A 12,731-nucleotide genomic window follows, 5' to 3' on the forward strand; every position below is an offset into this window, starting at 1 on the left:
GGAGATCACGGCGGCGTCGGAAGAGCAGTCGTCGGGCGTCAGCCAGATCAACGCGGCGGTGAGCCAGCTGAGCCAGACGACGCAGCAGAACGCGTCGAGCTCGGAGGAGCTGGCGGCCACGTCGGAGGAGATGAGCAGCCAGGCCGAGCAGCTGCAGCAGGCGATGTCGTTCTTCAAGCTGGCCGGTGGCCATGCCACGCAGGCCGCGAAGGCCCCGGGCCAGCCGCCGAGCAAGCCGGCCGCCCCGCGCAGCGCGAAGGCGGGCAAGCGCGCCGGTGCCGGCTCAGGCGGCTTCAACCTCGCCGGCGGCATGGCGTTCGCCGGTGCCGGCGAAGGCCCGGACGAATCGCAGTTCGCCCGTTTCTGATCCAAGCCTCTGAACCAAGGAGTCCCGCGATGACCGCACTGGTCCAGACCCACCGCGCGCCGGCCACGGCCGTGACGCGCCCTGTCGCCGCCGAGCCGGCGCAGTACCTCACCTTCATGCTGGCGGGCGAGATGTTCGCGATCGGCATCCTCGCGATCAAGGAGATCATCGAGTACCACACGCTGACCGAGGTGCCGATGATGCCGGACTGCGTGCGCGGCGTGATCAACCTGCGCGGCGCCGTCGTGCCGGTGATGGACCTGCTGGCGCGCTTCGGCCGCGCGCCGAGCCCGGTCACCAAGCGCACCTGCATCGTGATCGTCGAGGTCGAGACCGAAGGCGAGCGCCRGGTGATCGGCGTCGTCGTCGACGCGGTCAACGAGGTGCTCGACATCGCCCTTGCCGACATCGAGCCGGCACCGGCCTTCGGCGCCCGCATCCGTACCGATTTCATCCACGGCATGGGCAAGGTGCGCGGCAAGTTCGTGATCCTGCTCAACGTCGACCACGTGCTGTCGCTGGACGACCTGGGCACGCTGGCCGACGCCACCGACCGCACGCAGAACGCGCTGGCCGTCTGATTTGGCGGCCTGATCGGCCGCCTGATATTCAAGGGAAGACAAAAATGAACTGGTTCCTTCGCATGAAACTGGCGCACAAGCTGCTGGCGAGCTTCCTGTTGTGCTCGGTGCTGACCGCGCTGGTCGGCGGCTACAGCCTGTCGCGCCTGAGCGAGCTGGGCGGCGTGATCCACACGACCTACGTCGACACCGTGCTGCCGCTGCAGGACATTTCCGAGGCCCAGTCGCGCCTGACCGCGCATTCGCGCTCGTACGTGCGCCTGCCGGCCATGAAGGACCCGGCCGAGGTGAAGGAGACCATCCGCCGCTCGGCCACGCACCTCGACAAGTTCGGGGTGGCGTTGAAGGCCTACCGCGCCACCAACCTCAGCGCGACCGAACAGGCGCTGATGAAGGAGCTCGACGCGCAGCTGCCGAACTACCTGGCGCAGAACGAGAAGATCGCGCAACTGGTGCTGGAGGGCAAGTTCGACCAGGCCTCCGACCAGAGCAACGGGCCGGCGCGCAAGGCCGTCTCGGACATCGAGGCCACGATGGTCAAGGTGATCGAGGAACTGGCGAGCCAGACCAAGGCGACCAACGAGGGCGCCGAGCAGACGGTGCGCCACACCTGGACGCTGATGCTGGGCGTGATCGGGGTTTCGGTGGCAGTCGCGATCGGGCTGGGCCTGCTGGTCACCCGCGTGATCGGCCGGCAGCTCGGCGGCGAGCCCGACCAGGCCGCGGCGCTGCTGCACCAGGTGGCGGCCGGCGACCTGTCGGCGCAGATCACGCTGCGTGCCGGCGACGACAGCAGCATGCTGTTCGCGGTGAAGCAGATGGTGGGCCGCCTGAAGCAGGTGATCGACGGCCAGCGCCACGTGGTGGCGGCGGCGAACCGCGGCGACTTCAGCGCGCGCGTCGAGCTCGACGGGTTGCAGGGCTTCCAGAAGGAGATGGGAGAAGGCCTGAACGCGCTGGTGTCGACGACCGGCGACAGCATCGGCGACGTGGTGCAGGTGATGGGCGCGGTTTCCGAAGGCGACCTGACGCGGACGATCGAGCGCGACTACGAAGGCGCGTTCGCCGAGATGAAGGAATACGTCAACGCCACCGTCGACAAGCTGTCGCAGGTGGTGACCGAGGTGAACAGTGGCGCGGAAGCGCTGGCGGGGGCGTCGGAAGAGGTGAGCGCGACGGCGCAGTCGCTGTCGCAGGCATCCAGCGAGCAGGCGGCGGGGGTCGAGGAGACGAGCGCATCGATCGAGCAGATGACGGCGTCGATCTCGCAGAACACCGAGAACGCGAAGGTGACGGACGGGATGGCGACGAAGGCGGCGAGCGAAGCGGCCGAAGGCGGCGAGGCGGTGCGCGCGACGGTGGCGGCGATGAAGCAGATCGCGCAGAAGATCGGGATCATCGACGACATCGCGTACCAGACGAACCTGCTGGCGCTGAACGCGGCGATCGARGCGGCGCGTGCSGGCGAGCACGGCAAGGGCTTCGCGGTGGTGGCGGCGGAAGTGCGCAAGCTGGCCGAGCGCAGCCAGGTGGCGGCRCAGGAGATCGGCACGGTGGCGGGCTCGAGCGTGGAGCTGGCCGAGAAGGCGGGCCGGCTGCTGGACCAGATGGTGCCGAACATCAAGAAGACCTCGGACCTGGTGCAGGAGATCACGGCGGCGTCGGAAGAGCAGTCGTCGGGCGTCAGCCAGATCAAYGCGGCGGTGAGCCAGCTGAGCCAGACGACGCAGCAGAACGCGTCGAGCTCGGAGGAGCTGGCGGCCACGTCGGAGGAGATGAGCAGCCAGGCCGAGCAGCTGCAGCAGACGATGTCGTTCTTCAAGCTGGCGACGCAGGTCGATGCACCGCGGCAGCGCCCGGGCGCAGCGCGCAAGCCGGCGGCCAAGCCGGTCGTTGCAGGCAAGGGCAGCAAGGCGGGCGTGCGCAAGCCGGCACCGGCTGCAGGGCACAACGGCTTCTCGCTGCACGCGAACGGCACCGGCGCGCTCGACGAATCGCAGTTCGCCCGCTTCTGAGGCAGGCTGGATCGACCCGGCGGACCTGCACGATGAACACCATCTCCGACAACGAGTTCGGCCTGTTCCAGCGCTTCATCTACGACGCGGCGGGCATCACGCTGTCGTCGGCGAAGAAGGCGCTGGTGTGCGGCCGGCTCGCGAAGCGGCTGCAGGCCTGCAACCTGGGCAGCTACAGCGAGTACTTCAAGCTGCTGACCAGCGGCCAGAACGGGGCCGAGGTGCAGACCGCGGTCGACCTGCTGACCACCAACGAAACCTACTTCTTCCGCGAGCCGAAGCACTTCGAGCTGCTGCGCGAGGCCGCGCTGGCGAGCCCGACCCGCTCGCAGCCGTTCCGCGTCTGGAGCGCGGCCAGCTCGACCGGCGAAGAGGCCTACAGCATCGCGATGGTGCTGGCCGACACGCTGGGCGACACGGCCTGGGAGGTGACGGGCTCCGACATCAGCACCCGCGTGCTGCAGCGCGCGCGCCAGGCGCACTACCCGATGGAGCGCTGCCGGCAGATCCCGCAGGGCTACCTGAAGCGCTTCTGCCTGCGCGGCATCGACGAGCAGCAGGGCACGCTGCTGGTCGACCGCACGCTGCGCAGCCGCGTGCAGTTCATGCAGGTCAACCTGAACACGACGCTGCCGCGGCTCGCCGCCTTCGACGTGATCTTCCTGCGCAACGTGATGATCTATTTCAACGGCGACACCAAGCGGCAGGTGGTGGCGCGCATCCTCGAGCAGCTGAAGCCGGGCGGGTTCTTCTGCATCGGGCACTCCGAGAGCCTGAACGACATCACGACGGCGCTGACCCAGGTGGCGCCGTCGATCTACCGCAAGCCGTGAGCGCAGCATGGCGGGGAACACGATCCGATTCGACAGCGCCGAGCCCGGCGACCGGGTGCTGCAGCCCGGCGAGTACGCGGTAGGCGAGGCGCCGCTGCGCATGCGCACGCTGCTCGGCTCGTGCGTGTCGATCACGCTGTGGCATCCGGTGCGGCGCATCGGTGCGATGTCGCACTTCCTGCTGGCCGCGCGCTCGCCGAGCCAGCAAGGCGTGCCCGACGCGCGCTATGGCGAGGAGGCGCTGGCGCTGATGCTGCGCCAGCTGCACAAGCGCGGCATCGCGCCGCCCGAGTGCGAGGCCAAGATCTTCGGCGGCGGCAACATGTTCCCCGACCAGGCCTCGCCCGCCACGCCGAACATCGGCCGCCGCAACGGCGAGGCGGCGCGCGACCTGCTGATGGCGCACGGCATCCGCGTGCACTCCGAGAGCCTGTTCGGCAACGGGCACCGCCAGATGATCTTCGACCTGGCGACCGGCGACGTGTGGGTGCGCCAGGTCAACCCTGAATCGGCGTCGATGCCGCTGGAGGGTGGCACCACATGAGCAACATCCGCGTGATGGTGATCGACGATTCGGCGGTGGTGCGGCAGGTGGTCACCGCGCTGCTCGACGACGCGCCGGGCATCGAGGTGATGGCCGCGGTGGCCGACCCGGTGCTCGCGATCGAGCGGCTCAAGCACGACTGGCCCGACGTGATCGTGCTCGACGTCGAGATGCCGCGCATGGACGGCATCACCTTCCTGCGCATGGTGATGCAGCAGAAGCCGACGCCGGTGGTGATCTGCTCGACGCTGACCGAGCGCGGCGCGAAGACCACGCTCGAGGCGATGGCGGCCGGCGCGGTGGCCATCGTCACCAAGCCGAAGCTCGGGCTGAAGCAGTTCCTGACCGCCAGCGGCGAGGAGCTGATCGGCACCGTGCGGGCCGCGGCCAAGGCCAACGTGCGGCGGCTGGCCGCGGGGCCGGCCGTGGCGCCGACGCCGGCCGCGAAGAACACCGCCGACGTGATCCTGCCGCCGGCCACGCGGGCGATGACGCAGACCACCGAGCGGGTGGTGGCGCTCGGCACCTCCACCGGCGGCACGCAGGCGCTCGAAGAGGTGCTGACCGCGTTGCCACGGGTCACGCCGGGCATCGTGATCGTGCAGCACATGCCGGAGAAATTCACCGCGGCCTTCGCGGCGCGGCTGGACAGCCTGTGCCGCATCGAGGTGAAGGAGGCCGAGCACAACGACCGCGTGCTGCCGGGCCGCGCGCTGATCGCGCCGGGCGGGCGGCACATGCTGCTCAAGCGCAGCGGGGCGCAGTACTTCGTCGAGGTGATCGACGGGCCGCTGGTGAACCGCCACCGGCCGTCGGTTGACGTGCTGTTCCGCTCGGTCGCGCGCAGCGCCGGCGCGAATGCGCTCGGCGTGATCATGACCGGCATGGGCGACGACGGCGCGGCCGGGCTGCTGGAGATGCGCAAGGTCGGCGCGCAGACCGTCGCGCAGGACGAGGAGAGCTGCGTCGTGTTCGGGATGCCGAAGGAAGCGATCAAGCGCGGCGGCGTGCAGCGGACGCTGCCGCTGGATGCGGTGGCGGCGGAGATCCAGAAGCAGGTGGGCTGAGTCGTTCGCGCTGCCGGGCTGCCGTTTCGCGCCGCCCGCGCCCGCTTCGTCGCAGCGCGGCTGCGCGGCGGTGCCAGGCCTCCGAGGATGTGCGCCATCGCCACCTCCCGGAGACTTCGATGGACCGTTCCACCTTGCCGCGCGCGCTGGCCGCCGCCGTGTTCACGCTCGTGCTCGCCACCAGCCCGGTGACCGGCCACGCCGCCCCCGACGCGCAATTCCGGCCCGCATTCCAGCTCTTCAACCAGGCCTCGGCCGGCGACAAGGGCGCCGTCGACGCGGCCGCCGATGCCTTTGACGCGCTGCTGCAGGCCGAGCCCGCGAGCCCGGTGCTGATGGCCTACAGCGGCGCCAGCACCGCGATGAAGGCCCGTACGACTTTCCTGCCGTGGAAGAAGATCGGCTTCGCCGAAGACGGCCTGGCGACGCTCGACAAGGCGCTCGCGCTGCTGGAGCCGGCGCACGACGCGATCGGCCAGCACGGCACGCCGGCCAGCCTGGAGACGCGCTTCGTCGCCGCCAGCACCTTCCTCGCGGTGCCCGACTTCATGCACCGCGGCGCGCGCGGCAGCGCGCTGCTGGCCGAGGTGCTGGCCAGCCCGCTGTTCGCGCAGGCGCCGCTGCCGTTCCAGGCCGCGGTGTGGATGCGGGCCGGCACGCAGGCGGCGAAGGAGAACCGCGTGGCTGACGCGCGCCGCTTCTTCGAGCAGGTGGTGCAGCGCGGTGCGCCGCAGGCCGAGCAAGCCCGTGCGGCGTTGCAGGGCCTGCCGTCGTGAGCGTGCCGGCGGTTGAACTGCGCGGCGTGCGCAAGACCTACCGGCTGGGTCCGCACGTGATCCCGGCGCTGCAAGGCGTGGACCTGTCGGTCGCGCGCGGCGAGCTGCTCGCGCTGACCGGCCCGTCGGGCAGCGGCAAGAGCACGATCCTGAACCTGTGCGGCCTGATCGACACCGCCGATGCCGGCGAGATCGCGATCGACGGCCAGCGGGTTGCCGGCCTCGACGAGACGCAGCGCACGCTGCTGCGCCGCGATGCGCTCGGCTTCGTGTTCCAGGGCTTCAACCTGGTGCCGGTGATGACCGTTGCCGAGAACGTCGACTACCCGCTGTTCCTCGCCGGCGTGCCGGCGGCCGAACGGCGCGCGCGCGTTGCCGCGCAGCTGCTCGCCGTCGGCCTGCAGGACCATGCCGGGCACCGGCCCGATGCGCTGTCGGGCGGCCAGCGGCAGCGCGTCGCGATCGCGCGGGCGCTGGTCAAGCGGCCGAAGCTGGTGATCGCCGACGAGCCGACCGCGAGCCTCGACTCCGTCACCGCCGAGCAGGTGCTGGCGCTGATGCGCGAACGCGGCCATGCCGAAGGCGCCGCCTTCGTGATCGCGACGCACGACGCGCGCCTCACGCAGCGCTGCGACCGCACGCTGGCGCTGCGCGACGGGAGGATCGAATGAAGTGGTTGTACTTCGCGTGGCTCAACACGCTGCGCAATCGCCGCCGCTCGCTGGTCACGGTGGGCATCGCGGCGCTCGGCACCGCGGCCATCCTGCTGGCCGGCGGCTTCGCGCTGTCGACGTACCACGCGCTGGCGCAGGCCGCGGCGCGCAGCAGCGGGCACCTGGTGATCGGCCGGCCGGCGCAGTTCACGAGCGACGAGGACACGCCGCTGCAGCACGGCCTCGACGATGCCACCGCGTTGCGCGCCCGGCTGCTCGCCGACCGCGCAGTGCGGCAGGTGCTGCCGCGCGTGGAGTTCAGCGGCCTGGTCAGCAACGGCGACAAGTCGACCGTGATGATGGCCCACGGCGTCGACCCCGACGGCGAGTTCTCGGTGAAGGGCCCGTTCCTCACGGTGACGGCCGGCGAGGTGCTGGCCGGCGCCGACCGCGCCGAGGTGATGCTCGGCGACGGCCTCGCGCGCAGCCTGAAGGCCCGGCCCGGCAGCGGCCTGACACTGCTCGCGAGCACCACCGATGGCGCGCTGAACGCGCTGGACGTGCGCGTGAAGGGCGTGTTCTCGACCGGCGTGCCGGAGATCGACAAGCGCCTCGTCTACACCGACCTCGCGACCGCGCAGAAGCTGCTGAACACCACGCGGGTGTCGACGCTCGGCGTGTTCCTCGACCGCATGGAATCGACCGGGCCGGCGCGCGAGCGCATGGCGGCCCTGTTCCCGTCGCTCACGGTGCAGACCTGGCTCGACCAGGCCTTCTTCTACCGCTCGGTGCGCGACCTCTACAACCGCATCTTCGGCGCGCTCGGGCTGATCATCGGCGTGATCGTGGTGTTCGTCGTCGCGAACGCGATGGCGATGGCCATCCTCGAGCGCACGCGCGAGATCGGCACGCTGCGCGCGCTCGGCACGCTGCCGTCGCAGCTGCTGCGCACGCTGGCGCTGGAGGGCATGCTGCTCGGCGGCGCCGGCGCGCTGCTCGGCGCCGCGCTGGCCGGTGCGATCTCGCTGGGGCTGTACCTGGTGCCGGTGCAGATGCCGCCGCCGCCCGGCCGCTCCAGCGGCTACCCGCTGACGATCGAGGTCGATCCGCTGATGTTCGCCGCCACCGTGCTCGCGATGCTGCTGCTCGCGATGGCCGCGGCCGCGCTGGTCGCCCGCAGGACCGTCCACACGCCGGTGGTGGATGCGCTGGCCCACACCTGAAGGGATCCACGATGAAACACTTCCTCGCGATCGGGCTCGGCCTGCTGGCCGTGTCTGCCCGGGCGCTGGCCCAGGACATCGCGCCGCTGCTGAAGGCCGCCGACCGGTTCCGCATGGGCAGCGACAACCTGCAGGTCGACACGCTGATCAGCGTCTTCAACACCGACGGCTCGCCCGACAAGGAGCGGCGCTACACCGTCTTCGCGCAGGCCGGCCACCGCTCGCTGGTGCTGATGCGCAGCCCGGCCGAGAAGGGCCAGAAGGTGTTGATGCTGGGCGACGACTTCTGGCTGCTGATGCCCGGCAGCCAGCGCCCGCTGCGCATCACGCCGATGCAGAAGCTGCTGGGCGATGCGTCGACCGGCGACATCGCGACGCTCAGCTGGGCCGACGACTATGGCGGCCGCGTCATCGGCGAGGAGCGCTGCGGCGAGGCGGCCTGCCTGCACCTGAGCCTGGCGGCCAACCGCAAGGGCGTCACCTACCAGCGCATCGAGCTGTGGCTGGGCACGAGGCTGCACGAGCCGCTGAAGGCCGAGCTGTACGTGCAGTCGGACAAGCTCGCGAAGCAGGCGGGCTTCGTGCTCGACACGCCGGCCGCGCCGACACGGGTGACCGAGATGGTGCTGCGCGACCAGCTGAGCAACCACAAGGAGACGCGGGTGCGCTACCTCTCGCGCGCGCCGCGCGACGTGCCCGAGGCCTGGCTGAATCCGATGTTCCTCGCGCGCAACCCGACGCTCGACTGAAATGCGCCGCTTCGTGTGGATCGCGGCGCTGTCGGCGCTCGCGGGCAGCGCGGTGGCCGACGACGAATTCGGCGGACAGGTGCGTGCCCATCGGGAGCAGGTGCAAGGCGCGGCACCGCCCAGCACCGACACGCTCGAGACCGAACTGCGCGGCCACTGGAAGGCGCTCAGCGGCAACGTCGTCTTCACGCAGCGGCGGCCCGACGGCGGCGCGTGGCACGGCGACGCCGCCGTCAACGAGCTGCATGCGTCGGGCGACGCGCTGGGCTGGCAGTGGAGCGGTGGCCGCAAGATCGTCGCGTGGGATGTCGGCTACGGCTTCCGGCCGAACGACGTGGTGCAGCAGGAGCAGCGCCGCACGCTGCTCGCGACCACGCCGCAGGGCCGCGGCCTGGTGCAGGCCGAGCACTTCGATGCCGACACCGCGTGGACGCTGGTCTGGGTCAACCCGCGCAGCGATGCGGGCTCGGGCGGTGATGAAGAGGCGTTCGCCGCGCGTGTCTACCGGCGTGTCGGGTCGGCCGACTGGCACGGCTTCGCACGCGTCGGCGCGCATTCGCGCGGCAGCCTGGGCGCGGCCACGTCGTGGGTCGCGAGCGACAGCCTCGAGCTGCATGCCTCGCTGCGGCGTGCGCAACAGGCAGCGCCCGCACCCGCCGTCACGCAGGCCCTGGCCGGCGTCACCTGGACCGGCGAGAGCAAGCTCAGCCTGATGGCCGAGGCGTGGTCCGACGGTCTCGCCGCGGCCCCTCAACCCCGCAGAAATGTGTATCTGCGTGCAGCTTGGGAGCATGAAGGCTGGCAACCTGTGGTCGACTTGCTGCTGGTGCCGGCCGACCGCGGCCGCATCACCACCGCGGCGCTCGGCTGGCAGGGCGACCGCTGGCGTGTCGACGCCGGCCTGCGTTGGTTCGGCGGGCCGCCGACCGCTGCCATCGCCCGGCTGCCGACGCGGCGGATCGCCTTTCTTGCAGCCACCTGGCCGTTCTGAAGGGCGCGCCGCACCGGGATCTCCGCGCTTCACACCGCTCGTTACTGGTATTACGATGGTATTGCCTGGTAGCGTATTGGTTCCATGCGCCAATCGGGCATCGCCGTCCCGCCGTGCAGGTGGGGTTCATCGACTTGCCGAGGGAGATCCCACCATGTTCAACGCACCGTACAAGCTGCGCCTGCTGGCGGCGCTTGCGACGTCCGTCGCCGCCGCGTCGGCCTATGCCGCCTACCCCGCCTGGAAGGCCGACACCTTCTACGCCGCCGGCACCATCGTGTCGTACAACGGGCACGACTACCGCGCGCTGGTCAGCCAGACCGACTACGCCAGCACCGGCTGGAACCCGACCACGGCGAGCCTGTGGGCCGACCTCGGCGTGAGCAGCGGTACGCCGCCGCCCGCGCCCGCACCGTCCCCGGCGCCTTCGCCGGCTCCGGCGCCCGCACCGTCTCCCGCGCCGTCCCCCAGCCCGGCCCCGGCACCGGCCGGTTGCAGCCCGGTGTGGCTCGCCGCCACCGCGTACAGCGGCGGTGCGCTGGTCAGCGTGAACGGCACCAACTACAAGGCCAACTGGTGGACSCAGGGCCAGAACCCGTCGTCCAACAACGGCCCGGYCGGCAGCGGCCAGCCGTGGACGGCGACGACCAATTGCAATGGCGCGCCGGCCCCTGCGCCCGCTCCGGCCCCCGCTCCGGCACCGGCTCCCGCCCCTGCGCCGGCCCCTGCTCCCGCGCCGGCCCCTGCACCCGCTCCGGCGCCCGCCCCGGCCCCGGCACCCGCACCGTCGAGCGACATCGCCAAGCACGCGCTGGTCGGCTACTGGCACAACTTCACCAACCCGGCCGGCAACACCTACCCGCTGAGCCAGATCCCGGACGCGTGGGACGTGATCGTCGTCGCGTTCGCCGACAACGCCGGTGGCGGCAACGTCAGCTTCACGGTCGACTCCAATGCCGGCAGCGATGCGCAGTTCATCGCCGACGTGCGGGCACTGAAGGCCCGGGGCAAGAAGGTGGTGCTGTCGCTGGGCGGCCAGAACGGCTCGGTCAGCGTCGGCTCGCAGGCCGAGGCCACGAACTTCACCAACAGCCTGTACGCGATCATCCAGAAGTACGGCTTCGACGGCATCGACCTCGACCTGGAGAACGGCGTGGCGCAAGGCGCGCCGATCCAGCAGTACCTGGTCAGCTCGGTGAAGGCGCTGAAGGCCAAGGTCGGCTCGAAGTTCTACCTGTCGATGGCGCCGGAGTGGCCGTACGTGCAAGGCGGCTTCATCTCGTACGGCAGCATCTGGGGCGCCTACCTGCCGATCATCAACGGGCTGCGCGACGACCTGTCGATCATCCACGTGCAGTACTACAACAACGGCGGGCTGTACTCGCCGTACCAGGCCAACCCGTACCCGGAAGGCTCGGTCGACATGCTGGTGGCGGGCAGCAAGATGCTGATCGAGGGCTTCGGCCTGTCGAACGGCTCGGCGGGCACCTTCGCCGGGCTGCGGCCGGACCAGGTCGCGTTCGGCGTGCCGTCGGGCCCGCGCTCGGCGAACTCCGGCTTCGTCACCGCGGCGACCGTGAACAACGCGGTGGACTGCATGGTGAAGCTGACCGGCTGCGGCTCGCTGCGCCCGAACCAGGCCTACCCGACCTTCCGCGGCGTGATGACCTGGTCGATCAACTGGGACCGCTTCGATGGGTACAACTTCTCGGCGCCGGTCGGCGCGCACCTGAAGACCTTGCCGTAAGGCCCGCAAGGGCCTTTGGATACCCGAGCGGCGGGACGCCCATCCGGCGCCCGCTGCTCGGGGATTCACCACATGGCCCTACCATGCGGCCGCATGCAATCTTCGACCCTTGCCGCATGCGCCTGCTTCCTCTTCATCGCCTCGCTGCAGCCTGCCTTCGCGCAGCCTGAGGGGCTCGCGGCCTGTGCCGAGATCGGTGCCCCGGCCGATCGCCTCGCCTGCTACGACCGGCTGGCCGGCCGTGCGGTCGAGGGGCCGGCCCCCACCGGGCGCGAGGGCGAGAGCGATTCGAAGCTGGCCCCGAAGACGCAGCTGCTGCCGCCGGCGAGCCGGCCGGTGAGCGGCGGCAGCGGCAGCCTGGTCTCGCGCTACTGGGAGCTCGAGCCCGAGGACAAGCGCGGCATCTTCAACTTCGTCGGCTACAAGCCCAACTACGTGTTGCCGGTGCACCAGACGAGCCGCATCAACCGCGAGCCTCGATCGCCGACGCAGGCGGCCGTGCCGCTGCCGGACTACAAGCGCACCGAGGCCAAGTTCCAGCTGTCGCTGCGCACCAAGGTGCTGCAGGATGTGGGCTTCGAGGGCGGCGACCTGTGGCTCGCCTTCACGCAGCAGGCGCTGTGGCAGATCTGGAACGGCAAGGATTCGAAGCCGTTCCGCAACAGCGACTATGAACCTGAGGCGATCTATGTGGTGCCGGTTCCCGAGGCCTGGCGCGGGCTGCCGTTCGGCTGGCAGTGGCGCTACGGGCAGCTGGGGATCGCGCACCAGTCGAACGGCCAGTCCGACCCGTTGTCGCGCAGCTGGAACCGCGCGTCGCTCGGGGCCGGCTTCGAGCGCGACAACTGGTCGTTGAGCACGCGCCTGGTGCAGCGCTTCAACGAGAAGCTGGAGACCGACAACAACCCCGACCTGATCGACTACCGCGGCCGCAGCGAGACGCAGCTGAACTGGGCGAGCGGCGTGTCGACCGCCTCGCTGCTGTACCGCAACACGCTGCAGGGGGTGAAGTACGGCGCGCTGCAGCTCGAGTGGACCTACCCGGTGCTGCGCGACCAGCCGAACGGCCTGCGCTGGTACCTGCAGGCCTTCCGCGGCTACGGCGAGACGCTGACGGACTACAACTTCCGGCAGACGAGCTTTGGGTTGGGGGTGACGTTCCTGCAGTTCTGATTTCGCCGGGGG

General features: G+C 70.6%; 12 protein-coding genes and 1 pseudogene. All 13 read left to right on the forward strand.

Going from position 1 to position 12,731, the window contains the following annotated elements; genetic code table 11:
* Nucleotides 1–367 (forward strand): annotated as a pseudogene (locus AC1DXV_RS03735) (methyl-accepting chemotaxis protein); the annotation flags it as partial.
* A gap of 29 nt (nucleotides 368–396) precedes the next feature.
* Nucleotides 397–948: a chemotaxis protein CheW gene (locus tag AC1DXV_RS03740; protein WP_477932530.1), complete on the forward strand. Its 552-nt coding sequence runs from the start codon at nucleotides 397–399 to the stop codon at nucleotides 946–948.
* Nucleotides 949–992: 44 nt separating this feature from the next.
* Entirely contained in the window at nucleotides 993–2,963 is a 1,971-nt protein-coding gene (locus AC1DXV_RS03745) for a HAMP domain-containing methyl-accepting chemotaxis protein (RefSeq protein ID WP_477932532.1), read from the forward strand.
* A gap of 32 nt (nucleotides 2,964–2,995) precedes the next feature.
* Entirely contained in the window at nucleotides 2,996–3,796 is an 801-nt protein-coding gene (locus AC1DXV_RS03750; RefSeq protein WP_477932534.1) for a CheR family methyltransferase, read from the forward strand.
* 7 nt (nucleotides 3,797–3,803) lie between these two features.
* Nucleotides 3,804–4,340: a chemotaxis protein CheD gene (locus AC1DXV_RS03755; RefSeq protein ID WP_477932536.1), complete on the forward strand. Its 537-nt coding sequence runs from the start codon at nucleotides 3,804–3,806 to the stop codon at nucleotides 4,338–4,340.
* Nucleotides 4,337–5,407 carry a protein-glutamate methylesterase/protein-glutamine glutaminase gene (locus AC1DXV_RS03760; protein ID WP_477932538.1) on the forward strand — a complete coding sequence of 357 codons (1,071 nt, stop codon included), beginning with the start codon at nucleotides 4,337–4,339 and terminating at the stop codon, nucleotides 5,405–5,407. The genes AC1DXV_RS03755 and AC1DXV_RS03760 overlap by 4 nt, the downstream gene beginning before the upstream one ends.
* 119 nt (nucleotides 5,408–5,526) lie before the next feature.
* A complete protein-coding gene (locus AC1DXV_RS03765) occupies nucleotides 5,527–6,183 on the forward strand; it encodes a hypothetical protein (protein WP_477932540.1) in 657 nt (218 codons plus the stop codon).
* Nucleotides 6,180–6,854 carry an ABC transporter ATP-binding protein gene (locus AC1DXV_RS03770; RefSeq protein ID WP_477932542.1) on the forward strand — a complete coding sequence of 225 codons (675 nt, stop codon included), beginning with the start codon at nucleotides 6,180–6,182 and terminating at the stop codon, nucleotides 6,852–6,854. The genes AC1DXV_RS03765 and AC1DXV_RS03770 overlap by 4 nt, the downstream gene beginning before the upstream one ends.
* Entirely contained in the window at nucleotides 6,851–8,059 is a 1,209-nt protein-coding gene (locus tag AC1DXV_RS03775) for an ABC transporter permease (protein WP_477932544.1), read from the forward strand. Before AC1DXV_RS03770 ends, AC1DXV_RS03775 begins: the two co-directional genes overlap by 4 nt.
* An 11-nt stretch (nucleotides 8,060–8,070) precedes the next feature.
* Nucleotides 8,071–8,808 carry an outer membrane lipoprotein-sorting protein gene (locus AC1DXV_RS03780; protein ID WP_477867924.1) on the forward strand — a complete coding sequence of 246 codons (738 nt, stop codon included), beginning with the start codon at nucleotides 8,071–8,073 and terminating at the stop codon, nucleotides 8,806–8,808.
* A 1-nt stretch (nucleotide 8,809) separates the two neighbouring features.
* Nucleotides 8,810–9,799 (forward strand): hypothetical protein, encoded by a 990-nt coding sequence (locus AC1DXV_RS03785; RefSeq protein WP_477867922.1) that lies wholly within the window; start codon nucleotides 8,810–8,812, stop codon nucleotides 9,797–9,799.
* A gap of 154 nt (nucleotides 9,800–9,953) precedes the next feature.
* Nucleotides 9,954–11,546 (forward strand): chitinase, encoded by a 1,593-nt coding sequence (locus tag AC1DXV_RS03790; RefSeq protein ID WP_477932546.1) that lies wholly within the window; start codon nucleotides 9,954–9,956, stop codon nucleotides 11,544–11,546.
* Nucleotides 11,547–11,639: 93 nt separating this feature from the next.
* On the forward strand, nucleotides 11,640–12,719 hold the full coding sequence (locus AC1DXV_RS03795) for a phospholipase A (protein WP_477932548.1): 1,080 nt from the start codon (nucleotides 11,640–11,642) through the stop codon (nucleotides 12,717–12,719).
* The last annotated feature ends 12 nt before the right edge of the window (nucleotides 12,720–12,731 follow it).

This window comes from Rhizobacter sp. P3_C12, assembly GCF_056402735.1.